Annotated in this window: 21 protein-coding genes; 7 read left to right on the top strand and 14 right to left on the bottom strand. The window is 71.2% G+C overall.

The window, feature by feature from the left end; genetic code table 11:
• Positions 1-28: 28 nt before the first annotated feature.
• The gene (locus tag AB663_RS02430; protein WP_067195434.1) at positions 29-1,264 is read right to left on the bottom strand and encodes an aminotransferase class V-fold PLP-dependent enzyme; all 1,236 of its coding nucleotides are present in this window, start codon (positions 1,262-1,264) and stop codon (positions 29-31) included.
• Between the two features lie 173 nt (positions 1,265-1,437).
• Between AB663_RS02430 and AB663_RS02425 the strand changes: the two genes are divergently transcribed.
• Entirely contained in the window at positions 1,438-2,163 is a 726-nt protein-coding gene (locus tag AB663_RS02425; protein ID WP_067195431.1) for a FadR/GntR family transcriptional regulator, read from the top strand.
• A gap of 1 nt (position 2,164) precedes the next feature.
• Here the strand turns inward: AB663_RS02425 and AB663_RS02420 are convergent, their stop codons facing one another.
• From AB663_RS02420 to AB663_RS02410, 3 genes are all read right to left on the bottom strand, one after another.
• Positions 2,165-2,677, bottom strand: coding sequence for a glycine cleavage system protein R (locus AB663_RS02420; protein WP_067195428.1), 513 nt, complete (start codon positions 2,675-2,677; stop codon positions 2,165-2,167).
• A gap of 62 nt (positions 2,678-2,739) precedes the next feature.
• Entirely contained in the window at positions 2,740-3,798 is a 1,059-nt protein-coding gene (locus AB663_RS02415; protein WP_067195425.1) for a PLP-dependent cysteine synthase family protein, read from the bottom strand.
• A 31-nt stretch (positions 3,799-3,829) separates the two neighbouring features.
• On the bottom strand, positions 3,830-4,507 hold the full coding sequence (locus tag AB663_RS02410; RefSeq protein WP_067195422.1) for a FadR/GntR family transcriptional regulator: 678 nt from the start codon (positions 4,505-4,507) through the stop codon (positions 3,830-3,832).
• A gap of 57 nt (positions 4,508-4,564) precedes the next feature.
• Between AB663_RS02410 and AB663_RS02405 the strand changes: the two genes are divergently transcribed.
• The gene (locus AB663_RS02405) at positions 4,565-5,476 is read left to right on the top strand and encodes an amidohydrolase family protein (RefSeq protein ID WP_067195419.1); all 912 of its coding nucleotides are present in this window, start codon (positions 4,565-4,567) and stop codon (positions 5,474-5,476) included.
• Positions 5,477-5,666: 190 nt separating this feature from the next.
• Here the strand turns inward: AB663_RS02405 and AB663_RS02400 are convergent, their stop codons facing one another.
• From AB663_RS02400 to AB663_RS02390, 3 genes are all read right to left on the bottom strand, one after another.
• Entirely contained in the window at positions 5,667-6,686 is a 1,020-nt protein-coding gene (locus AB663_RS02400; RefSeq protein WP_157540827.1) for a hypothetical protein, read from the bottom strand.
• Between the two features lie 189 nt (positions 6,687-6,875).
• Complete coding sequence (locus AB663_RS02395) at positions 6,876-7,673, bottom strand: SDR family NAD(P)-dependent oxidoreductase (RefSeq protein ID WP_232304609.1); 798 nt, start codon at positions 7,671-7,673, stop codon at positions 6,876-6,878.
• On the bottom strand, positions 7,655-8,515 hold the full coding sequence (locus tag AB663_RS02390) for a fumarylacetoacetate hydrolase family protein (protein WP_067195410.1): 861 nt from the start codon (positions 8,513-8,515) through the stop codon (positions 7,655-7,657). Before AB663_RS02390 ends, AB663_RS02395 begins: the two co-directional genes overlap by 19 nt.
• A gap of 117 nt (positions 8,516-8,632) precedes the next feature.
• Between AB663_RS02390 and AB663_RS02385 the strand changes: the two genes are divergently transcribed.
• From AB663_RS02385 to AB663_RS02370, 4 genes are all read left to right on the top strand, one after another.
• Positions 8,633-9,928 (top strand): L-fuconate dehydratase, encoded by a 1,296-nt coding sequence (locus AB663_RS02385; RefSeq protein ID WP_067195407.1) that lies wholly within the window; start codon positions 8,633-8,635, stop codon positions 9,926-9,928.
• Positions 9,915-10,886, top strand: coding sequence for an aldo/keto reductase (locus tag AB663_RS02380; protein ID WP_067195403.1), 972 nt, complete (start codon positions 9,915-9,917; stop codon positions 10,884-10,886). The genes AB663_RS02385 and AB663_RS02380 overlap by 14 nt, the downstream gene beginning before the upstream one ends.
• 136 nt (positions 10,887-11,022) lie before the next feature.
• Complete coding sequence (locus AB663_RS02375; RefSeq protein WP_067195400.1) at positions 11,023-11,442, top strand: RbsD/FucU family protein; 420 nt, start codon at positions 11,023-11,025, stop codon at positions 11,440-11,442.
• 159 nt (positions 11,443-11,601) lie between these two features.
• On the top strand, positions 11,602-11,964 hold the full coding sequence (locus tag AB663_RS02370) for a VOC family protein (RefSeq protein ID WP_067195397.1): 363 nt from the start codon (positions 11,602-11,604) through the stop codon (positions 11,962-11,964).
• Between the two features lie 51 nt (positions 11,965-12,015).
• On the opposite strand, the gene AB663_RS02365 is transcribed toward AB663_RS02370, so the two are convergent.
• A complete protein-coding gene (locus AB663_RS02365) occupies positions 12,016-13,002 on the bottom strand; it encodes an acetylxylan esterase (RefSeq protein WP_067195394.1) in 987 nt (328 codons plus the stop codon).
• Positions 13,003-13,117: 115 nt separating this feature from the next.
• Between AB663_RS02365 and AB663_RS02360 the strand changes: the two genes are divergently transcribed.
• Complete coding sequence (locus tag AB663_RS02360; protein WP_067195390.1) at positions 13,118-13,888, top strand: DeoR/GlpR family DNA-binding transcription regulator; 771 nt, start codon at positions 13,118-13,120, stop codon at positions 13,886-13,888.
• A 5-nt stretch (positions 13,889-13,893) separates the two neighbouring features.
• On the opposite strand, the gene AB663_RS02355 is transcribed toward AB663_RS02360, so the two are convergent.
• From AB663_RS02355 to AB663_RS02330, 6 genes are all read right to left on the bottom strand, one after another.
• A complete protein-coding gene (locus AB663_RS02355) occupies positions 13,894-14,781 on the bottom strand; it encodes a LacI family DNA-binding transcriptional regulator (RefSeq protein ID WP_232304608.1) in 888 nt (295 codons plus the stop codon).
• A 68-nt stretch (positions 14,782-14,849) separates the two neighbouring features.
• A complete protein-coding gene (locus tag AB663_RS02350; protein ID WP_067195387.1) occupies positions 14,850-17,102 on the bottom strand; it encodes an FAD-dependent oxidoreductase in 2,253 nt (750 codons plus the stop codon).
• 45 nt (positions 17,103-17,147) lie between these two features.
• Entirely contained in the window at positions 17,148-18,962 is a 1,815-nt protein-coding gene (locus tag AB663_RS02345; protein WP_067195384.1) for a BNR-4 repeat-containing protein, read from the bottom strand.
• Between the two features lie 8 nt (positions 18,963-18,970).
• Complete coding sequence (locus AB663_RS02340) at positions 18,971-20,296, bottom strand: extracellular solute-binding protein (protein WP_067195381.1); 1,326 nt, start codon at positions 20,294-20,296, stop codon at positions 18,971-18,973.
• A 56-nt stretch (positions 20,297-20,352) separates the two neighbouring features.
• Positions 20,353-21,258: a carbohydrate ABC transporter permease gene (locus AB663_RS02335; protein ID WP_083511063.1), complete on the bottom strand. Its 906-nt coding sequence runs from the start codon at positions 21,256-21,258 to the stop codon at positions 20,353-20,355.
• Positions 21,255-22,109 (bottom strand): carbohydrate ABC transporter permease, encoded by an 855-nt coding sequence (locus AB663_RS02330; protein ID WP_232304607.1) that lies wholly within the window; start codon positions 22,107-22,109, stop codon positions 21,255-21,257. The genes AB663_RS02335 and AB663_RS02330 overlap by 4 nt, the downstream gene beginning before the upstream one ends.
• Positions 22,110-22,188 lie beyond the last annotated feature (79 nt).

The following is a 22,188-nucleotide window of genomic DNA, read 5'->3' as shown; positions in this document are numbered from 1 at the left end:
GGGGGGGGTGCGGGACGGGATGCCGTGCTCAGGGGAGGACGACGGGTGCGGCCGGGCGGATGCCGGCGCGCTGGAGGATCTGCGGGATGCAGCGCTCCACGAAGGCGTCGATGTCTGACGCCTCGGTGTACAGGTGGACCGAGAGCCGGAAGTAGCCGACTCCGCGGAAGCTCGTGAAGGCGGTCTCGACCGCGGTCTCGTCGAGGAGCTCCATGCGCAGCGCATCGGCCTCCTCCCGCGTCGCGCCGAGGCCGAGCGGCAGCCGGATCAGTCGCATCGACGGCACGGGCGCTGGCGACGGCGTGGCCGGGTCGTCATCGCTGTACGCGCCCAGCGCCAGCGCGATCGCCGCCGCCCCGGCATCCGCCATGTCGGTCATGGCCTCGCGGGCACGCGCCCAGCCGAAACCGTTCTCGACGAAGTCGATCGCGGCGGGTGTGCTGAGGTACGTCGTGGCGTCGATCGTGCCCTGCGTGTCGAACCTGGTGGGGTACGGCTCCTGCGCGGCCCAGGAATCGATGAGGGGCCACAACTCGTCGCGATCCGGGGCGGTCGTGACCAGCAGGGCCGATCCGCGCGGTGCGCAGGGCCACTTGTGGAGGTTGCCGAACCACCAGTCGCCGCCCGCGGCGGCTGCGGCATCCGTGATGAGGCCCGGCGCATGCGCACCGTCGACGAGGGTGCGCACTCCCCGTGCCGCCGCGATATCGGCGATGCGGCGGGTGGGCAGCACGCGCGCCGTGGGCGATGTGATCTGGTCGACCACGATGAGGCGCGTTCGAGGGGTGAGCGCGTCTGCGAAGCGGGTGACGACCTCGTCGTCGGATGCCAGCAGGGGAAGCGCCACCGTGCGCACCGATGCGCCGAACCGGCGGGCCAGCCGCTGCGCACCCATCGTCACCGCGCCGTAGCCGTGGTCGGTCACGAGGATCTCGTCGCCCGCGCTCAGCTGCAGCGCGTTGTAGACCACGGACGCCGCGGCGGAGGCGTTCGGCACGAAGGCGCTGTCCTCCGCGCGTGCGCCGACGAACGGCGCCGTGCGCTCGCGCGCCGCCTGCACGCGCTCGGCGAGCCGGGGGAACCACTCCACAGGGCTGAGGTCCGCCCTCCGCCGCAGGGCGTCCTGGTGGGCGACGACCTCGGTGGGCACCGCGCCGAAGGACCCGTGGTTGAGGTGGACCACGGCGGGATCCAGCGGCCAGGCATCGCGTGCGCGAGCGCCGGAGGTCAGCGTGAGCGGTGCGGGGAACGGAGCAGCGGGCATCGGTCCTCTTCGGGGAGCAGGGGGCCTGGTGGGGCGAGTTGTTGCACAACTGTGCCATACGACGCCCATTTGCGCTACGAAAGTGCGAGAATTGGCCAAAGTTGTTATACGAGTTTGTCGAGACGCGGCTGTCCGACAGACTCACTGAAGACGGTCGACCCGGGAGGACGACGATGAGCGCACTCGACACGGCGCTGCACGGCCTGCGGGCCTTGATCGCCGATGGGGCGCTGCGCCCCGGCGATCGGCTGCCCAGCGAGGGAGAGCTGTGCGAGCGGCTCGGCGTGTCACGGGGATCGCTGCGTGAGGCGATCAGGATGCTGGCGGCGCTCGGCGTGCTCGAGACCCGCCACGGCTCGGGCAGCTACGTCAGCGAACTGCGCGCGGCCGACCTCATCGGAAGCCTCTCGCTCACCGTGGGCCTGCTGCCGATGGCCGGGGTGCTCGAACTCACCGAGCTCCGCCGGGTGCTCGAGCCGCATGCCGCCGCGCTCGCCGCGGCCCGCATCGACCCCGAGACGGTCGCCGAACTCGGTCGCGTGCTCGACGAGATCGAGGCCAGCGACGACGTCGAAGACCACTCGCGGCTCGATCACCGGTTCCACATGACCATCTCGAAGGTCGCGGGCAACGAGGCGCTGACGAGCCTCATCGACGTGCTGCGGTCGCGGTCGCGGGCCTACCGCATCCCCGATCCGCATGACGCCGCGCAGCTCAAGCTCCACTCCGACGAAGGACACAGGGCGATCCTGCGTGGCCTGGCGGCGGGCGATCCGGTCGCGGCCGCGGCCGCGGCATCCGCTCACGTCGCCAACACGGAGTACTGGGTGCGCCGGTACACCGACCTCGGGCCGGAGCGCGAGGCCGCCGACGCGCCGTCGACGACGCCGGGCGGCTGATTCAGCCGACGGTGATGTCGACCTGGATCTCGGTCGCGAGACGCTCGAGATCAGCCCGCAGGGCGGCCACGTCGACCGACGCCGGAACCTTCGCCGACACCGAGGCCTCGAACAGCCGTCCGCCCGCCATCGCCGCATCGCGGGTCTCGGTCGTCAGCTCCTCGATGCTCAGCGCGTGGGCGCTCAGCACTCCGGACACCTCGCGGACGATGCCGGGGCGGTCGTTGCCGAGCACGCTGATGCCGAGCAGCCGTTCGTCGTCGGCCGGTGCCTCCGGCGCCGTTCCGGTGCGGACCGCCACGGTCAGCAGACCGTCGAGCGCGCTCAGCGCCCGCTCCAACTCGCCGGCGCGGTCAGCCGACACCGAGACCTCGATGACACCGGCGAAGGTGCCGGCGAGCTCGGCCAGGCGGCTGTTCTCCCAGTTGCCGTCGTGCGCGTCGACGACGTCGGCGACCGCGGCGACCAGCCCCGGCTTGTCGGCCCCGGCGACGGTGAGGATCAGAGTAGTCATGGCGACAGCGTAGGCGCGTCGCCCTCACTCCATCCAGTCGCCTTCACTCCATCCAGTCGCCCTCACTCCATCCAGTCGCCGGTCTCCAGGAAGCGCTCGAGCCGCGCGTGGTGCGGGGCCAGGTCCCACCCTTGGGCGGCGACCCACTCGTCGGAGTAGTAGGTGCCGGCGTAACGGACGCCACTGTCGCAGATCAGCGTCACGACGCTCCCCTTCTCGCCCGCCGCGCGCATCCGCGCGATGAGCTGGAACGCACCGTACAGGTTCGTGCCCGTGGAGCCGCCAGCCCAGTGCAGCGTGCGCTCCCTCAGCATGCGGATGGCCGCGATCGACCCGGCATCCGGCACTCGGATCATCTCGTCGATCACGGTCGGCACGAACGACGGCTCGACCCGCGGCCGCCCGATGCCCTCGATGCGGCTCGGCCGGCCTTCCGGAGCGTCGGGCGTGCCCGCCCATCCGTCGTAGAACGCCGAACCCTCGGGGTCGACGACCGCGATCTGCGTCTCGTGCCGGCGATAGCGCACGTAGCGGCCGAACGTCGCGCTCGTGCCGCCCGTGCCCGCCCCGACCACGATCCACCGGGGGATCGGATGCCGCTCCTGCGCGAGCTGGCTGAACACGCTCTCGGCGATGTTGTTGTTGCCGCGCCAGTCGGTCGCCCGCTCGGCGAACGTGAACTGGTCGAGGTAGTGGCCGCCGCACTCCGAGGCCAGCCGCCTGGCCTCGGAGGAGATCTCGGACGCGTGCTCCACGAGGTGGCACCGTCCGCCGTAGAACTCGATGAGGTCGATCTTCTCCTGGCTCGTCGACCGCGGCACCACCGTGATGAACGTCAGTCCGAGCATCCGCGCGAAATAGGCCTCGGACACGGCGGTCGAGCCGCTCGACGATTCGACGAGCACCGTGTCGTGCCGGATATGCCCGTTGACCAGGCCGTACAGGATGAGCGACCGCGCCAGGCGGTGCTTGAGCGAGCCGGTGGGGTGCACCGACTCGTCTTTCAGGTACAGGTCGATGCCCCACTCCGCCGGCAGCGGGAAGAGATGCAGGTGCGTGTCGGCGCTGCGGTTCGCGTCGGCTTCCAGCAGGGCGATCGCGGTGCTGGTCCAGTCGCTCATGCTTCGAGGGTACCGGCCGGGTCCGACACGATCAGGCGGATGCCGCCTGGCGCAGCCACCTCTCCACACCGGCGATGTGCGCCGTCGTGAGGGAGGTCGCGAGGGCGGGGTCGTGCTGAGCGATCGCATCGGCGATGGCACGGTGCTCGGAGAGGGTGCGCTCCACCGCCCCGCCCTCCGTGAGGCCGCGCCACACGCGAGCCCGCACCGTCTGGCTGCTGAGGTGCTCGACGAGGCTGGCGAGATAGGCGTTGCCCGCCATGCGGACGATCTCGCGGTGGAAACGGATGTCGTGCTCCACGAGCTCCTCGATGCCCACCGACGCGTCGATGCCGTCGACCTCCTGCACGAGGGCGGCGATCTCCTCGTCGGTGGCGAGCGTGGCCGCGAGGCCGGTGGCCTGGGACTCCAGCATCCGCCGTACCGCGAAGATCTCCAGCATCGAGTCGTCGTCGTGCATGTCGACGACGAAGGCGATGGCCTCCAGCAGCAGGTGCGGCTCCAGGCTGGTGACGTACGTGCCGTCGCCGCGGCGCACGTCGAGCACGCGGATGACCTCGAGCGCCTTGACGGCCTCGCGCATCGAACTGCGGCTGAGTCCGAGTCGTTCCGCCAGCTCCTTCTCCGGCGGGAGCCGGTCGCCCGGGGACAGCTCGCCCGACACGATCATCGCCTTGATCTTCTCGATCGCCTCGTCCGTGACAGCCATGGCGTCATCCTCGCATATTCATCGGATGTCTGGCGTGGAGTGAGGCAGGATGGGGTCATGCGCGCACTCGATTCGCACCTGCACCTGTGGTCGCCGGACGTCCTGGAGTACACGTGGCTCGAGGGGCCGCTCGCCTACGAGTTCGAGACGCTCGAGCTGCAGCACGCCCGCATCGACGGGGTCTCGGTCGAGGAAGCGGTGTTCGTGCAGGCCGAATGCGTGGAGGAGCAGTTCCTCGACGAGGTGGCACGGGTGAGCGGGCTGGCGCGAGAGGCCGGCGTCGTCGGCATCGTCGCCGGCATCCGCCTCGATCGCGGAGACGAGACGCTGCGGGCGCTGGACGCGCTCGCCGGGTACGACCTCGTCGTCGGGGTGCGGCACCTGCTGCAGGGAGAGCCGGACGGACTCGCCGCATCGCCCGCGTTCATCGCCGGGGCGCGGGCGCTGGCCTCCCGTGGTCTCGCGTTCGACGCATGCGTGCGCGCGCGGCAGCTGTCCGACGTCGCCGCGCTCGCCGCAGCCGTGCCCGACCTGCGCGTCGTGCTCGATCACGTCGGCAAGCCCGAGGTGGGGCGGGCTGCGGCGCCCGAGGCCCCCGCCGCGGAGTGGGTGTCGGACCTGCGTGCGGTGGCGCGGCATCCGCTGGTCTCGTGCAAGCTCTCGGGTCTGCCCGCCGAGGCCGGGGGCGACTGGACCGCGGCGCAGCTCGAGCCTTTCCTCGATGAGGCGCTCGCGGCGTTCGGGCCGGAGCGGCTGATGTGGGGGAGCGACTGGCCCGTGTCGGTCGTCGGGCCCGCGGAGGACGGCGATCCGTATGCGCCGGCCGACGGCTCCGACGCCTACCAGCCGACCGCGCGGACGCGGTGGTTCCGGACGGTCGCCGACTGGGGTGTGCGGCGAGGCCTCGACCCCGACGCCCTGTTCTGGACGAACGCGCGCCGCTTCTATCGCATCCCCGGCGGGCGCTGAGGCTCCGGGGTTCCGGGCGCCGGGCGCTGGGGTGCCGGGCGCTGGGCGCCGGGCGCTGGGGTGCCGGGCGCTGGGGTCGCCGGGGTCGCCGGGTGCTGGGGTCGCCGGGGTCGCCGGGTGCCGGGCGCTGGGGTCGCCGCCGCTCAGGTATCAGTTGTGGTCGGAAATCGGGCCAAAAACCGACCACAACTCATACCTGAGCGTGGGGAGCGTGGGGAGCGTGGGGCGTGCGGACGCGGCGGGAGCAGAGGGCGTCGCGGACGCGGGAGACCAGGCGGTCGGGTGACGCGAAGAGCGCGCTTGTCACCTCGATCACGATCCAGCCGGCCGCCCGCAGCGCCGCGATGCGCTCGACGTCGGCGGCGTACGTCGCGCTGTGCTGCCGCCCCTGGTACTCGATCGCGATCTTCCACTCGGGGTACGCCAGATCGACGCAGCCGAGGAAGCGCCCCTGCTCGTCGTGCACGTCGACGTTGAGCTCCGGTTCCGGCAGTCCGGCGAACACGAGATGACAGCGAACGGCCGATTCGCGCGGCGACCACGAATCGAGCCGGATGAGGTCGATCGCCTCGCGGAGCCGACGGATGCCGGTGCGCCGGCCCGCGTCGATCGCGCGCTGCAGCTCCGCAGGTGTGGCGAGCGGCGGTGTCCCGGCATCCGGTCGTCCGACACCCGTGCGCCAGACCCGGCAGAAGTAGTCGCCGAGGGCGATCAGGTCGATGAGCGGCAGAGATCCCAGGCTGGCCCACGTCGTCGCCGGATCCGCGACCCGGATGCCGACGATGAGCACGAGCCGTGACGTCTCGATGCGTGCGCGATGAGCCCGGACACCGGAGGCGCGGACGAGATGCCCGCGGCCGAACGTGCTGATGTGCACGGGGAGGTCTTCGGGGGCGACCAGGCGCTCATCCTCGTCGAACGCGAGGGGCAGCGGCGCGTGCCACAGGGCCGCGGCCGACTCGTGACTGACGAACTGCAGCCGTTCGAGCTTGGGGGCGTACGCGCGCACGGCGCGTCGTCGTGCGTCGGCTTGCTGGACGTAGGGCGAGTCGGACGCAGCATCCTCGGCCGGGATCACGCTCCGCACTCCGCGGTACGGCGCGTGCAGGTCGGGCTTGCGGAGGCGGCTTCGGGCCACGCCGGCCGCGCGGGCTTGGCGCACGGTGAACGCGGGGCCGAGTTCCGGTGGCAACGGTCGTGGTGCTGGCATGCGGTTCAGGCTGGCACGCCCAGCATCCGCTTCGGGAGTTATCCACACCCCGGTCTGCCGTCTCGCCGCGCCCCGGAACGCTCAGGTATGAGTTGTGGTCGGAAATCGGGCCGAAAACCGACCACAACTCATACCTGAGCGAGGTGAGCGAGGTGCGAGGTGAGCGAGGTGGGCGGGGCGACCAGGGGGTCAGGCGGGGCGGAGGCGGAGGCGGGCCATGCCGCCGTCGACCTCGATGCACGTGCCGGTCGTCGAGCCCGACGCCGGGCTGACGAGGTACGCGACCGCACCGGCGACCTCGTCGGCCGAGACCAGACGGCCGTGCGGCTGCCTCGCCTCCAGAGCCGCGCGCTCGGCCTCAGGGTCGGCGGCAGAGTCGAGCAGGCGCTGCACCCACGGAGTGTCGGCCGTGCCGGGGTTCACTGCGTTCACGCGGATACCCTCGCGCAGGTGATCCGCCGCCATCGCGCGCGTCAGCGCCGACACGGCCCCCTTCGACGCGGAGTACAGCGCGCGCTGCGGGAGTCCGGTTGTCGAGGCGATGGATGCCGTGTTGCACACCGCCGCAGCGGGCGACTCTCGCAGCCACGGCAGGGCGGCCGAGGTGACGCGCGCGATGCCGGTCACGTTGATCGACAGCACCCGCGCCCACTCGTCGTCGTCGTTCGCGGTGATGTCGCCCTGCGCGCCGATGCCTGCGTTGTTGACGACGATGTCGATGCGCCCGAACCGCTCGGCGACCGCGGCGATCGCGGCATCCACCGACGCCCGGTCGGACACGTCCGCCGTGAACGCCGCGACGTCGGCATCCGCCCCGGCCGTGTGGAGGTCGAGGACCGCGACCTGCGCGCCGTCCGCGACCAGGCGGCGTGCGATCGCGGCCCCGATGCCGGATGCTCCGCCGGTGACGACCGCGACCAGGCCGGCGAGCCCTTCGTCTCGCTTCGCTCGCTCAGGAACCGTGCTGCTCACTTCTGTGCCTCCCATGCCACGAACTCCTGCCGCTGGTGGCCGAGTCCCTCGATCTCGATGTCCACGACGTCCCCGGGCTGCAGATACGGGAACTTCCCGCCGAACGCGACGCCCTGCGGAGTTCCGGTGAGGATGAGGTCGCCGGGCTCGAGCGTGACGTACTGCGACAGGTGATGCACGATCGTCCGCACGTCGAAGATCATGTCGTTCGTGTTCGAGTCCTGCCGCGGTTCGCCGTTGACCCAGCTGCGCAGCCGGAGGTTCTGCACGTCGACCTCATCGGGCGTGACGAGCCACGGGCCGGTCGGGTTGAAGCCGAAGGCGATCTTGCCCTTCGACCACTGCCCGCCGGACACCTCCATCTGGAACGTCCGCTCCGACACGTCGTTGGCGACGACGTATCCCGCGATGTGGGCGTCGGCCTCGTCGGGGGAGTCGAGGTACGCGGCACTCGCGCCGATCACGACGCCGAGCTCGACCTCCCAGTCGGTCTTCTCGCTGCCGCGGGGGATCGTCACGGTGTCGTTCGGCCCGACGACGGTGTTCGGCGTCTTCAGGAACATGATCGGCACGGTCGGCGGCTCTGCGCCGGACTCGCGGGCGTGCGCGGCGTAGTTCTGTCCGATGCAGATCACTGCACCGGGCCGTGCGATGGGGGAGCCGACACGGAGCGATACGGCGTCGGGGAGCTCGGCGAGCGTGCCGGCCGCGAGCGCGTCGGCGACGCGGGCGCGGAAGTCCGAGGCGAGGAAGTCACCGTCCACATCGGATGTCAAAGGTCGGAGGTCGAAGGTGCGCTCATCCTGGACGAGAACGGGGATCTCGGATCCAGGGGCGCCAAGCCGGGCGAACTTCATGGTTCTCCTGTGTCGGTCGATCGGTCGCCGCGCGGCGGCCGCTGTCGTTGACAGTATAGACATCGGATGTTTACACTCCAAGAGGTCGGCGCACCGAGCCGATCCGAGAGGAATCCCGTGAGCCGAATCGTCGCCCTCGACACCACCGACATCCGCTTCCCCACGTCGCTGAGCCTCGACGGCTCCGACGCGATGAACCCCGACCCCGACTATTCCGCGGCCTACCTCGTCATCCGCACGGATGCCGCCGACGGCGTCGAGGGGCACGCGTTCGTGTTCACGATCGGACGCGGCAACGACGTGCAGGTCGCCGCCATCGACGCGCTGGCCGGGCACCTCGTCGGCCGCGAACTGGAGCCGCTGCTCGACGACATGGGCGGCACGTTCCGCGAGCTCATCGGCGACTCGCAGCTGCGCTGGCTCGGCCCCGAGAAGGGCGTCATGCACATGGCGATCGGCGCCGTCGTCAACGCGCTGTGGGACCTCAAGGCCAAGCGCGCAGGCCTCCCCCTCTGGCAGCTGCTCGCGCGGATGACGCCGGAGGAGCTCGTCGATCTCGTCGACTTCCGCTACCTCACCAACGCCCTGACGCGCGACGAGGCGCTGGAGATCCTCCGCGCCGCCGAACCGGGGCGCGCAGAGCGCGAGGCCGAGCTGCTCGCCACCGGCTACCCGGGCTACACCACGAGCCCCGGCTGGCTCGGCTACTCCGACGAGAAGCTCGAGCGCCTCGCCCGCGAGGCCATGGCAGCGGGCTTCACCCAGATCAAGCTCAAGGTCGGCGCAGACCTCGACGACGACATCCGCCGTTTCCGCAAGGCGCGCGAGGTGTGCGGGCCCGACTTCCCCATCGCGATCGACGCGAACCAGCGCTGGGAGGTGTCGGAGGCGATCGAGTGGGTGAACGCCCTCGCGGAGTTCCGGCCGGCCTGGATCGAGGAGCCCACCAGCCCCGACGACATCCTCGGGCACGCCGAGATCGCGCGCGGCGTCGCCCCGATCCGCGTCGCCACCGGTGAGCATGCCCAGAATCGGATGATCTTCAAGCAGCTGCTGCAGGCCGAGGCGATCGAGGTGATGCAGATCGACGCCGTGCGCGTCGCCGGGGTCAACGAGAACATCGCGAACCTGCTGCTCGCGGCGAAGTTCGGCGTTCCTGTGTGCCCGCACGCCGGCGGCGTGGGACTGTGCGAGGCCGTGCAGCACCTGTCGATGTTCGACTTCGTGGCCGTCAGCGGCACGCGCGAGGGCCGCATGATCGAGTTCGTCGACCATCTCCACGAGCACTTCGTCACGCCGACCGACATCCGCGGAGGATCGTACATGGCGCCCACCGCACCGGGTGCCGGCATGGAGATGAAGGCAGACAGCATCCGCGCCTACACGTGGAAGGGCGCACATGTCGTCGCCTGAGCTCCCGGCTGTTCCGCGCCTGGGCTACGGCGCCGCGAACCTCGGCAATCTCTTCCGGCCGCTCACCGACGACGAGGCCTGGGCCGTGCTCGAGGCGGCGTGGGATGCCGGCATCCGTCATTACGACACCGCGCCGCACTACGGGCTCGGGCTCTCGGAGCGCCGACTCGGCGCCTTCCTCCGCACGAAGCCGCGCGACGAGTACTTCCTCTCCACCAAGGTCGGGCGACTGCTGCGCCCGAACCCCGACCACGAGCCGGGCGGACTCGACACCGCGAACGACTTCCACGTGCCTGACGACCTCCGTCGCGTGTGGGACTTCTCGGATGCCGGCATCCGCGCCTCGCTCGACGAGTCCCGCGAGCGGCTGGGCATCGACCGCATCGACCTGGTGTACCTGCACGACCCGGAGCGGCACGACCTCGACCTCGCGCTGGCAGAGGCGCTGCCCGCACTCGAGGGCTTGCGCGCGGACGGGGAGGTGGGGCGGATCGGCATCGGCTCGATGGTGACGGATGCCCTCGCCGCGGGCGTGCGATCGGCCGATCTCGACCTCGTGATGGTCGCAGGGCGGTACACGCTGCTCGAGCAGCCGGCCGCCGCCGAGGTGCTGCCGGCCTGTCGGGAGACGGGGACCGGGATCGTCGCGGCATCCGTCTTCAACTCCGGGCTGCTCGCGCAGGACGAGCCGCGCCGGGACGGGCGGTACGAGTACGGGCAGCTGCCGGATGCGCTGTGGGATCGCCTCGTGCGCATCCACGCGGTGTGCACGGACCACGGGGTGCCGCTGCCGGCCGCGGCCGTGCAGTTCCCGCTGCAGTCGGATGCCGTGCGCGCGGTGGTCGTCGGCGGAAGCCGGCCGGCGCAGCTCAGGCAGAACGCCGAGCTCGCGGCGCTGGAGATCCCGGCCGCGCTCTGGCAGGAGCTCGCCGCCGAGGCCCTGATCCCCGCCCCCTGACCCCCGCCCCGCCCCCGCACCCCACCCACCCCACCTCGCTCAGGTATGAGTTGTGGTCGGAAAATCCCCCGAAAACCGACCACAACTCATACCTGAGCGAGGAGGGGGCGGCGATACGACGATAAGGAGAGAGAAAGTGCTGGAAGGAATCCACCCGCTGCTCACGGGCGAGCTGCTGCTGCACCTCGACCGCATGGGACACAGCGACGCCGTCGTCGTCGCCGACGCCCACTTCCCGGCGTGGGCGCTCGGCTCGAGGGTCATCGACCTGCCCGGCACCACCACGCCCGAGGTCGTCGCCGCCATCCGCACCGTGCTGCCACTCGACGACGCGCCCGGCATCGACCTCATGACGTCAGCCGACGGCGCGGTGCTCGACGTGCAGCGCGAGCTCATGGCCGCGGCTGGCACCGAGCTCGAGACGACGCGCTTCATCGACCGGTTCGCGTACTACGACATCGCGCGCGGCGCCTACCTGCTCGTGCGCACCGGGGAGACCCGCACCTACGGCAACGCCCTGCTGCGGAAGGGCGTCGTCGGCCGCACCGCAGCCTGAGCCGGCGCGCATGAGCCGCGCCACGTGAGCGGCCGCCCCGCCGCGCAGCCTGAGCCGGCGCGCATGAGCCGCGCCACACTACCGGGCTCTGCGCAACCCCTTGCAGTGCGCACCCGGTGCGCGCAGACTTGCCCCGTCCACACGAGCGGAAGGACGATCATGACGCACGGAGACATCACGCACATCGACATCCCGGTGAGCGATATGAAGGCCGCGGCGGAGTTCTATTCGACGCTGTTCGGCTGGCAGATCGCGGAGATCCCCGGCTTCGAGGGCTACCCGATGTGGCAGGCCCCCAACGGCATCTCCGGCGGCGGGCTGGCCCCGCGCGGCGAAGGGTTCACGCAACCGCGGTCGTACGTCGAGGTCGACTCCATCGACGAGACGATCGCGCGAGCGCAGGATGCCGGAGCGAGCGTCGCACAGCCCAAGCAGCAGATCACTGACACCAGCTGGTGGGCGGTCATCGTCGATCCCGACGGCAACCACATCGGGCTCTTCGAGGGCGTCGTCGGCGGCTGAGTCGGCTGAGCGGCTGAGTCTGCTGAGTCTGCCGAACCCGGCTGAGTCTGCTCAGTCGCCCCGCGACGCCAGGCACCGGTCGAGGTGGGCGAGGCCGCCGGCGACGGCGCGCGCCGTGACGTCCTCCCACCCCGGATACTCGGCGTGGCCTGCGGGCAGCACTTCGGGTTCGAGCATCCGTGCGGCGGATGCCACGGCGAACTGCCCCTGCGGCGGCACGGACTGGTCCCACAGGGCGGCCTCGACGCGCACCGGCACGTCGGCGAACTGCAGGCTCGTCGACGCGTCGATCCACCGCAGCACTTCGCGCGCCTCGGGATGCGCTGCCACGTGGCGCCGCACGTCCTCGCCGCTGCCGAGGCACTCGACGGCGAGCCGCTCGTCATACTGCCCGAAGCTGGGCACGATGAGCGTCGCGCCGACGTACCGGTCGTCCCACGGCACGGCGAGCGCGCCCACGCCTCCGCCGAAGCTCTCGCCCACGTAGTACAGCGGAAGCTCGCCGACCAGCCGCGTGAGCGCGTCCGCCGCGAGCCACAGGTCGCGCGCGCACAGCCCGATCACCGCGGTTTCGGGATCGGCGAGTCCGGCCACGACGTGCTCCGACTTCGGCTCCGGCGCGCCGACACCCGCGTTCAGCGCGCCGAGCCCGCGCGCGACGGGGAAGATCGCAGCCGCGTCCGCGGGGACGCGTGCGAGGTCGACGGCGTCGCGGCCTCCGTACCCGTGCCCGTGCACGACGCCGACCCGGGCTCGCCGTCCCTCCTCGGGCGACACCACCCATGACCGAAGGCGGATGCCGTCGGCGCCGGCGTGCTCGACGATCGACACCTCGCGGCCGCGGCTGCGGGTCGACGACAGCACCGCCGGGGCCACGTCGATGCGGGCGGCCTCGGCGCGCCAGCGGCGCCATCCGCTCTCGAAACCGTCGAACGGCGGCACCGGCGGCACGCGCCGGAGCGAGGCGAGCGTGTGTCCGTAGCTGCCGTCGAACGCGGCGTCGGGGAACCAGGTGTCGAAGGGTGAAGGGTAGGTCATACGCGGGGGAACCAGGTGTCGAAGTGTGAAGGGCGGGTCATGAGGGGAGCGTCCGGGCTGAGGGGCAGGGGCGGGGGTGCGTGGCAGACTGGAGGCTCCACCGGAAGGAGAGCGCGTGCTGGTCACCGAGCGACGCGAGCGGATCCTCGCGCTGACCCGCGCGAACGGCACGGCGTCGATCGCCGACCTGGCGGCGCAGCTGCGCGTGAGCGAGATGACCGTGCGCCGCGACATCGACCTGCTGGCCGACGAGGGCGTGGTCGAGCGCGTGCGAGGAGGCGTGCGCATGCGCAGCGCCGCGCGCACCGTGGCTGCGCCGGTCGTGAGCCCTGAGCGCCGCGCGATCGCAGAGGCCGCAGCCGCGCTGGTCGAGCCGGGCATGGCCATCGGCATCTCGGGAGGGCCCGCGGCGCTGGCCCTCGCGCGAGAGCTCGTGCAGGTGCCCGAGCTCACGGTGGTCACGAACGCCCTTCCCGTCTCGGACCTGTTCTCTCCGCCGGAGCGCGCCGACGCGCCGTACACGCAGACCGTCGTGCTCACGGGCGGGGTGCGCACGCCGTCTGACGCGCTCGTCGGTCCTGTCGCCGTGCGGGCGCTCGAGCATCTGCACTGCGACCTCGTGTTCCTCGACGTGCACGGCCTCGACGTGCAGGCCGGCATCACCACCATGAACCTGCTCGAGGCCGAGACGAACCGTGCGCTCATGGCGGCGGGGCGCGAGGTGGTCGTGCTCGCCGATCACAGCCGCTGGGGCGTCGTCGGCCTCACCACGGTCGCCGATCTCGGCGACATCGACCGTCTGATCGCCGACGAGGGCCTCGATGACGACGCCCGCACGCAGCTCGCCGCGCACGTGGGGACGCTGCAGATCGCGCCGCTCGACTGAGGCCGTCACCGCGCCGTGCTCGCGCGCGGCACGAGTCGTGCGCCCACGGTCACGTGCCGCACGGGCAGGTCGGCGCCGGGCGGCGAGGTGAGCTGCCGCTCCAGCTCGGTGAACGCGGCATCCACGAGCCGGTCGTGGTCGGGGGCGATCGTGCTCAGAGCCGGCACGGCGAAGCGTGACGCGCGGATGTCGTCGATGCCGATCACTGCCACGTCATCCGGGACCCGGCGTCCCGCCGCGTGCAGGGCGGCGAGCGCGCCGAGGGCGAGCGAGTCGTTCGAGCACACGACGCCGTCGACGTCGGCAGCGGATGCCGCGATCGCCGCGGTGGCGCGGTGGCCCTCCTCGGCGCTGAACGCGTCGACCTGCGCCGTCAGCGACCGGTCGACGGGCAGACGAGCGGCCTCGAGGGCTTCGACGTAGCCCGCATGGCGGCGGTCGGCGGCATCGGAGGGGCGCGAGTCACGGCGGCCGACGAACGCGATGCGGCGGCATCCGACCGACAGCAGGTGCTCTGTGGCGGTGCGGGCCGCCGCCCTGTTGTCGATCGTGATGTGGGTGAAGGGGCTCACCTGGATGTGCTCGCCGAGGAGCACGAGCGGACCCGGCGACGTGCGCCGGGTGAGGTCGGCGACGGTGAGCGAGCGGGGGATGTGGATGAGTCCGTCGATCGGGGGCAGCCCCACCCCGTTGGCGACGTCGATCTCGCGCGCGTGGTCGCCCTCGGTCTGCACGATGAGCACGGCGAGGCCCCGGTCGTCGGCCCCGCGCACGAGTCGCGAGCCCAGTTCGGCGAAGTAGGGCTCTTCGAGGTGCGGCACGGCGAGCGCGATGAGTCCGGTGCGGGTCGCCCGCGCGACGGGCACGGCACGGCCTGTCGACGCGGTGGTCACCTGCGGCCTCCTGGAAGAACGACGATCGCCGGCGGTGCGGCGGATGCCCTTCACGTTAGCGCCCTCGGTCACGATTGCACCCGGAACGCGACGACGCGCGCCTCGCGCGCTCCGTTCGTGCGCTCGATGACGACGCGAGCGGCGGTGAACGCGCCCGACTCGGCCGGCAGGGCGTGCACGCGCAGGCGGTGGCGGTTGTCGCGCACCTCGGCGACGGTGCGCCACGACGCGGAGCCGACCGGCAGCACCTCGACGCGGTAATCCCGCGCGAGGGTCGGCATCACCTCGTCGGGCGTGCGGTGGTGATGCAGCGTGTTCAGCTCGATGTCGACGTCGTCGTCGAACACGAGCCGCACCTCGGATGCCGTGACGGGGCGCTCCCAGTCGAGGCGGAGCCACTGCTCGCCGTCGGCCGACGGGTCGGAGGCCCACATGTTCGGGCCGCCGTAGGGGCGGTTGTACCCTCCGGTCGCTCGTTCGGGAGCCAGCGCCTCCGATTCCGGCTGTGCGCGGAAGACGAGGGTCTTGCCGCGCAGCGGCTTCGTCGGCCACTGCACGAGCAGTCCGTCGCGGTCGACCTCGACGTTGCGGTCGTCGTTGTCGACGCGGTGAACGAGCGTCAGCACGCCCGGGGGCAGCGGTGTCGTCGTGTGCACGCGCACGAGCGGGTTGGCGCGCACCACCACGACGGCGTTCTGCGGCTCACCGGGTGCGAACCGCGTGCCGGCCTGCACCCACACGCGCTCGCCGGCCGGCACCTCGACCGTCGTCGTGTGCTCGAGGTGCTGCGGCACGACGTTCTGCCGCAGGCCGGTCGACCACGTCTCCACCGTGAGCGTGGTGGGCTGATCCGCCGACACCAGCAGGTCGACGGTGTCGAGGCGCGGATGCACGGGGACGACGATGCCGAGGTCGTCGACGAGCGGGAGCGGCTCGGCATCCCCCTCGGGCGCTTCGATCGTGCGCAGCGTGCTCGATGCGGTCGCCGTCGCTCCGCGGGCGAGATCGGCGGGGTCGGCGTTGGCGACGCCGATGAGCGAGGCGTCGGCGCGCAGCAGCGTCTGACGCAGGTCCTCCCTGTGCTGCTCATACAGGCCGCGAGGCGTGACGTCGTGCTCGAGGCACAGCGCCGCCGCGGTGCCGGCCGCCTCGCCCATCGCGGCGCACGTGGCCATGACGCGCGCGGCGCCGAAGGCGATGTGGGTGGCCGAGACGTTGCGCCCGGCCATGAGCAGGTTCTCGACATTCGCGGAGTACAGCGAACGGTACGGGATCTCGAAGAGCCCATCGGAGAACCGCTGCACGGCGCCGGCGCCCGTCGCGTACATGCCCTCGGCCGGATGCAGGTCGATCGACCAGCCCCCGAACGCCACGCCGTCGTCGAAGGCGGTCTGCTCGAGCACGTCCTGCTGCCGCAGCGTGTAGTCGCCGATGAACCGGCGGTACTCGCGCTTGCCGGGGAGGTTGCCGATCCACTCGAGGGTCAGGTTGTCGGCGTCGAACTCGCCGGAGTTCTTGATGTGGTCCCAGATGCCGAGGATGACCGAGCGCAGCTCGTCGCGGATGCGCTCGTTGTCGTCGACGATGTCGAGCTGCCCGCCCCATTCGATCCACCAGTAGTGCGCGCCGCTGTCGCCGCTGCGGATGATGCGCGTCGCGGGGATGGGGGTGGTGGAGATGTCCTTCGCGCTCTCCGGAGCCACGTACTTCACGGGGCGCCCGATGTCCTTCGTGTAGAACAGCAGCGTCGACCCGAGGAACTCGCGCACCGGCTGCTCCGGCGCCCACTCCTCGCCGAACTCCGCACGGCTCTCCTTGCCCAGCCGGTGCCGGGCGCCCACCAGCCGGCCGATGAGGCCGTCGCCGGTGCAGTCGAGGAACAGCGGCGCGCGGAACACCGTGCGGATCTCGGAGCCCATCGTCCAGCCGGTCACGGAGAGCACGCGGCGAGCGTCGTCGGGTCCGGTGGCCTCGGCCTCGAGCACCTCGGTGTTGAGGAACAGCGTGAGGTTCGGTTCGCGGCGCACCGTGTCGAGCACGACGTCGTCCCAGTACACCGGGTTGCCCTCGGGGTTGCGGAACTGGTTCTCGCGGTACATCTCGCCGATGATGCCGGTCTCGCGCGCCCACCGCTGGTTGCCGTGGGCGGTCGCCCCGCACACCCACACCCGCACCTCCGAGGAGGAGTTGCCACCCAGCACCGGCCGGTTGTTGATCAGCACGGTACGTCGGCCGAGGCGAGCCGCGGCGACGGCCGCGCTCACTCCGGCGAGGCCGCCGCCGACGACGATGATGTCGGCTTCGACGGTCTGGGTGCGCATGGGATTCCTTTCAGAGGGCGGGTGCGGGGGTGTGTGCGGGGCGGGTCAGGGTGCCGCGATCGCTTCGATCTCGTACACGCGGGCGACGTCGGTGGCCGACGCCGAGGGGTCGGTGATGAGCAGGCGCACGGCATCCGCCGAGAGCCCCTGCGCATCGGCGACGACCGTCGGGAGGATGTTGTCGTCATACGTGCCGATCGTGACCCAGCCCGACGCGGTGCGCAGCTGCACGCTGAAGTCGCGCAGCACCGACGACTCCACCGGGCCGACCGAGTAGCCGCTGCGCACGCGCACGACGTCGAGGGGAGCCGCGGCATCCCACTCCACCGTGATCGTCGGCTGGGTGTCGGATGCCGCCGAGATCCAGCGGCTCGCATCGGTGCAGCCGCCGTCGATCGCGCGCTCCGGACCCGTGTCGGCGCGCAGCTGCGACGACGCCGTGGCCGTGCCGGTGCGCGCGAGGTTCACGCCGCCGGAGTCTCCGCGCAGCGCCGCGACGATGTCCGTGAGCGAGCCTCCGCTGCGCTTCTGCCCCGACCGCGGCACCTCGGCGTAGCGCAGCGTGCCTCCTCCGGGCGTCGCGGGAGCGCTGAGATAGAGCACATCCGTGCCGGCATCCGTCGTGGCGGCCCGCAGACGCTGCTGACCGATCACGGCGTCGCCGATGGCCTCGACGGCCCAGCCGGTGCGGCCGGCGGCCGACTCGAACATCACGACCTGGCTGCGCACGACGCCGCAGTCCTGCACGGCGATCACGCCGTACACGCGGGTCTTCGAGCCGGCGGCGGTGGTGTCGAGCGCCGCGATCGTCGAGACCCCGCCGCCGAGGGCCGAGGCGTCGGCGAGGGTCTCGGTCTGCCACGACGAGCCGTCCCACGTCGTCCAGAGCAGGTCGAAGTCGTTCTCGGCGCCGGGCGCGTAGCGATAGGCGATGCCCTGGAGCTGCCCGTCGAGGAGCGACATCTTCGCCGTCTGCACGGCGGGCACGGCGCTGCCGATGTCCTCGCCCTCAGCGTAGGGGCGCCACACCACGGCACCGGGGGTGTCGGGTCGGACGGGTGTGGGGAGCGCGGCTCCCGTCACGTCACGGAAGGAGTGCGCGGCCGGGTCGTAGACGGCGTACGAGCCGAGGTGGCGGTACGGGTCGGCCGGCCACGGACCCCACTCCCACAGCACGTGCACGAGACCGGTGGCATCGACCTCCAGGTCGTCGGGGTAGAAGGAGTGGCCGACCGCGGCGCCGATCACGGTCTCGCGCGTCCAGGTCTCCGACGCGAGGTCGTAGTGGTAGAGCACGCCGTCGCGGCGTCCCTGCGCGTCGGCGCCGACCCGCACCATGAGCCAGACGTCGCCGTCGGCACCGGGAGCGGTGACGGGATAGGAGATCGCGGCACCGGCATCCGGCATCTCCGACGACACGTCGACGAGCGAGGTGACGTCGCCCGGCGTGGCCGAACGGAAGTAGTTCCAGTCCTCGTGGTGCATCGACACGAACGCGTGGATCACGCCGTCGCCGTCGATCGCGATGGAGGGCTGGTTGTGGCCGTTGTCGTCGAGGAAGTCCGCGCATGCGCCGTCGGCGGTGCGCAGGCATCCCGACGTCCACGTGCCGTCGGCGGCCCGCGCGCCCAGGTGCACCTGATGGCGGTCGGATGCCGATCCCGGCACGTTGTAGGCGAAGTAGGTCACGCCGTCGACGACCGCCAACGGGTTCCACCAGCCGGACTGGTTGGAGCTGTCGACCGTGACAGGCACGGTCTCGACGGACGCAGGGTGCACGCCGGCGACGGCGGCCGATCCCGACGCGAGGACGGCGGCGACGGAGGCGGCCACCACGGCCGCGCTGCGGAGGAGGGACATGTCGCGCCTCAGCCGATCAGCTTCTGGGCGGCCTCGCCGGCCTGTGCCATGGCGTCCTTCGGGCTCTGCTGGCCGACCAGCACGGCCTGCACGCGCTCCGCGATCGTCGTCTCGATCTGCGCGTACTCGGGGAACTGCCAGAACGGGTTCGTGGTCGCGGTGGCCGTGATCTTCTCGGCGAACCGCGAGCCGAAGGCATCCGAGGCGACCGCCTTCGACGACAGCGCATCCTCGGTGACCGGCGGGAGCCCGCGGAGCTCGTAGTCGGCGAGCACGGCGTCGAGATCGCTCGTGGCCCACTGCGCGAAGTCCGCCGCGGTGCGCGTGCCGTCGCCGCCGCCGACGACGACGATCGCGCCGCCCCACACGAGAGCGCGCGGGGTGTCGCCCTTCTTCAGCACCGGCCGCGACTCCGCGACGAGCTTGGAGCCGAGATCGGGATCGGGCGAGTCCTTGGTGACGGCGCCTCGTCCGACGGGGGCGTCGTCGTACATGGCGGCGCGGCCCTGCGCGAACAGCGAGCGCGCGTCGAAGCGGTCGACGTCTGCGGCGATGAGGCCCTGGTCGTACAGCGACTTGTACCAGGCGACGGCCTCGACGCTGGCGTCGTCGCCGATCGTCACCTCGCCCTTCTTCACGAGGTCGCTGCCGAAGGTCTGCATCCAGATGAGGATGTCCTTCAGCTGGGCCGCCTTCGTCGACGCGGCGTAGGGGATGAGGCCGCCGCCGAGGCCCTTGAGCTTCTTCAGGGTGGCCTCGAAGTCGTCGATCGTGACGGGGAACTCCTCCACGCCGGCGCGCTGCATGATCTCCGAGTTGGTGACGAGCCCGATCGCGCCGATGGTCCACGGGAACGCGTACTGCGTGCCGTCGAACTGCGCGGCCTCGAGGGCGGATGCCGTGTACCCGCGGCCCTTCGTGAGCGCCGACACGTCTTCGAGCTTGCCGAGCGCGGCGAGGGAGGCGAGCCAGGCGACGTCGACGTGCGCGGCTCCGGTGAACTGGCCGCCGCGCACCTGCAGCATCAGCTGCTTGAAGTACTCGTTGTAGGGGAACGAGACCTCGGTGATCGTGACGTCGTTCTTCTTCGTGTAGCCGTCGAGGAGCGCCCGGATCGCGGGGGCGGCGGCCTCTTCGGTGAGCGACCAGCTGGAGAACGAGAAGTCGGTCGCGGTGAACGAGCCCGAGCTGAGGCCGGAGCCTCCGGCGCCGGAGGACGGCGATCCGGCGCCGGTGCCGCCGCTGGGCATGCAGCCCGCGAGCAGCAGGCCTGCGGCGCCGAGGCCGGCGAACTGCAGCAGCTGACGACGGGAGACGGTGGGGTTCTCTGACATGGGATGCTCTCTCTTCTTCGAGGGACGTGGAACGAGGGATGGGGTGGTGCAGGGGATCAGCCCTTGACCGCGCCGGCGGTGAGGCCGCCGACGAGGAAGCGCTGGAGGGCGATGAACGCGATGGCGACGGGGAGCGACACGACGAGCGAGGCGGCCATGAGCTCCGGCCACGCCGTCGACGCCTCGCCGATGAACGTGTTCACGAGACCCGGCGGCAGCGTCTGCTTGTCGGGACCGGCGAGCGTGAGCGCGAAGATGAAGTCGTTCCAGCCGCGCACGAAGGCGAACAGGCCGGCGGCGACGAGTCCGGGTGCCGCGAGGGGCATCACGATGGAGTGGATGATGCGCATGCGCGACGCGCCGTCGACGCGCGCGGCCTCGATGAGCTCGTCGGGGATGGTGTCGAAGAAGCCCTTGAGCATCCACACGCACAGCGGGAGCGTGAAGGTCGTGAACGACAGCACGAGCGCCGTGTAGGTGTTCAGCAGTCCGTAGGCCGCGAACACCGCGTACAGCGTGATGAGCAGCAGCGCCTGCGGGAACATCTGCGACGCGAGGACGAAGTACATCAGGCTGCGCCGCCCGCGGTAGCGGAACTTCGAGAAGGCGTAGCCCATGTAGGCCGACACGAGCACCGAGAGCACGGCGGTGATCACCGACACGAGGATGCTGTTGCGCAGGTAGCCGAACAGCGCGGGGTTGCCAGCCAGGGCGGCGTAGGCGTCGAGGGTGATCGAGGTGGGGAACAGCTTCGGCGGGTACGAGAACACCTCGGTCCTGGGCGTCAGCGACGTCGCCAGCAGCCAGTACACGGGCAGGAGGGCGAAGCCGCCGAAGACGACGACGGCCACCCAGGCGCTGACGGTCGCAGCGCGCTTGTCTGCACGTCCTCGGCGTCGGCGCGGCTGCTCGGGTGCGGCGGCCGGTGCGGACACCGTCTTCTCGTCGAGCACGGCGGTCATCGCTTCTCTCCCTTCTCGGACAGGCGCACGTACACGACGACGAGGCCCATCAGCAGCACCATCCACAGCAGGCCGAGGGCACCGGCGTGCCCGAGGTCGAAGCCGTCGAAGGCGGTCTGGTACACGGCGGTGGCGAACGTCTCGGTCGACCCGGCCGGCCCGCCGCCCGTGAGCACGTAGATGATGTCGAAGTGCTGGAAGTTCCAGATGAACTCCAGCAGGAGCACGAGGCCGATGATCCCCCGCATCTGCGGGACGGTGATCGAGAAGAACCGCCGGATCGTGCCTGCGCCGTCGATCTCGGCAGCCTCGTGGAGCTCGACGGGAACGGTCTGCAGGCCGGCCAGCAGCATCACCATCATCCAGGGGAACGACTGCCAGGTCTTGGCGACGATCACGGCCACCATGGCGGTGGTGGGATGCGCGAGCCACGCCTGCGGCTCGTCGATGAGCCCGACGGCCTCGAGCACGGCGTTGAGCACGCCGTAGTTGGCGTTGAAGATCCACATCCACAGGAACGACACCACGACGCCCGGGATGAGCCACGGGATGAGCATGAGGCCGCGCAGGACCTTGGCTCCGCGGATGCGGCTGTTGAGCGCGAGCGCGAGGGCGAAGCCGACGACGAACGGGGCGACCGTTGTGCCGATCGTGAAGACGAGCGTCTGCGACAGCAGCGGGAAGAACTCGCCGGTGAGGACGTCGACGATGTTCTGCAGGCCGACGAACTCGCGGCCCGGCTCGACGAGGCTCTGACGGAAGAAGGCGGTGATGAGCGCCGTCACCAGCGGATACACGACCACGGCGGCGAGGAGCGCGAGACCGGGTGCGGTGAGCAGGAGGGCGAACATCCCATCGGACAGGCGTCGTGGGCGCCGCCCTGTTCCTATTTGTGACGAAATGGTCTGTTCTGTCATCTAGGTCGTCCTT

Origin of the sequence: Microbacterium sp. XT11 (assembly GCF_001513675.1) — a bacterium.
Taxonomy (GTDB): domain Bacteria; phylum Actinomycetota; class Actinomycetes; order Actinomycetales; family Microbacteriaceae; genus Microbacterium.
The sequence above is the reverse complement of the archived record's forward strand: the minus strand, read 5'-3'. Positions and strand labels throughout refer to the sequence as shown.

Bases quoted from the DNA above. Each gene is read 5' to 3' on its own strand.
- AB663_RS02415 (WP_067195425.1), bottom strand. From the start codon at position 3,798: ATGAGCGACTGGACCAGCACCGCGATCGCCCTGCTGGAAGCCGACGCG.
- AB663_RS02340 (WP_067195381.1), bottom strand. From the start codon at position 20,296: ATGTCAGAGAACCCCACCGTCTCCCGTCGTCAGCTGCTGCAGTTCGCC.
- AB663_RS02425 (WP_067195431.1), top strand. From the start codon at position 1,438: ATGAGCGCACTCGACACGGCGCTGCACGGCCTGCGGGCCTTGATCGCC.
- AB663_RS02345 (WP_067195384.1), bottom strand. From the start codon at position 18,962: ATGTCCCTCCTCCGCAGCGCGGCCGTGGTGGCCGCCTCCGTCGCCGCC.
- AB663_RS02410 (WP_067195422.1), bottom strand. From the start codon at position 4,507: ATGGCTGTCACGGACGAGGCGATCGAGAAGATCAAGGCGATGATCGTG.
- AB663_RS02405 (WP_067195419.1), top strand. From the start codon at position 4,565: ATGCGCGCACTCGATTCGCACCTGCACCTGTGGTCGCCGGACGTCCTG.
- AB663_RS02390 (WP_067195410.1), bottom strand. From the start codon at position 8,515: ATGAAGTTCGCCCGGCTTGGCGCCCCTGGATCCGAGATCCCCGTTCTC.
- AB663_RS02350 (WP_067195387.1), bottom strand. From the start codon at position 17,102: ATGCGCACCCAGACCGTCGAAGCCGACATCATCGTCGTCGGCGGCGGC.
- AB663_RS02430 (WP_067195434.1), bottom strand. From the start codon at position 1,264: ATGCCCGCTGCTCCGTTCCCCGCACCGCTCACGCTGACCTCCGGCGCT.
- AB663_RS02395 (WP_232304609.1), bottom strand. From the start codon at position 7,673: ATGGGAGGCACAGAAGTGAGCAGCACGGTTCCTGAGCGAGCGAAGCGA.
- AB663_RS02380 (WP_067195403.1), top strand. From the start codon at position 9,915: ATGTCGTCGCCTGAGCTCCCGGCTGTTCCGCGCCTGGGCTACGGCGCC.
- AB663_RS02400 (WP_157540827.1), bottom strand. From the start codon at position 6,686: ATGCCAGCACCACGACCGTTGCCACCGGAACTCGGCCCCGCGTTCACC.
- AB663_RS02370 (WP_067195397.1), top strand. From the start codon at position 11,602: ATGACGCACGGAGACATCACGCACATCGACATCCCGGTGAGCGATATG.
- AB663_RS02420 (WP_067195428.1), bottom strand. From the start codon at position 2,677: ATGACTACTCTGATCCTCACCGTCGCCGGGGCCGACAAGCCGGGGCTG.
- AB663_RS02365 (WP_067195394.1), bottom strand. From the start codon at position 13,002: ATGACCTACCCTTCACCCTTCGACACCTGGTTCCCCGACGCCGCGTTC.
- AB663_RS02330 (WP_232304607.1), bottom strand. From the start codon at position 22,109: ATGTTCGCCCTCCTGCTCACCGCACCCGGTCTCGCGCTCCTCGCCGCC.
- AB663_RS02335 (WP_083511063.1), bottom strand. From the start codon at position 21,258: ATGACCGCCGTGCTCGACGAGAAGACGGTGTCCGCACCGGCCGCCGCA.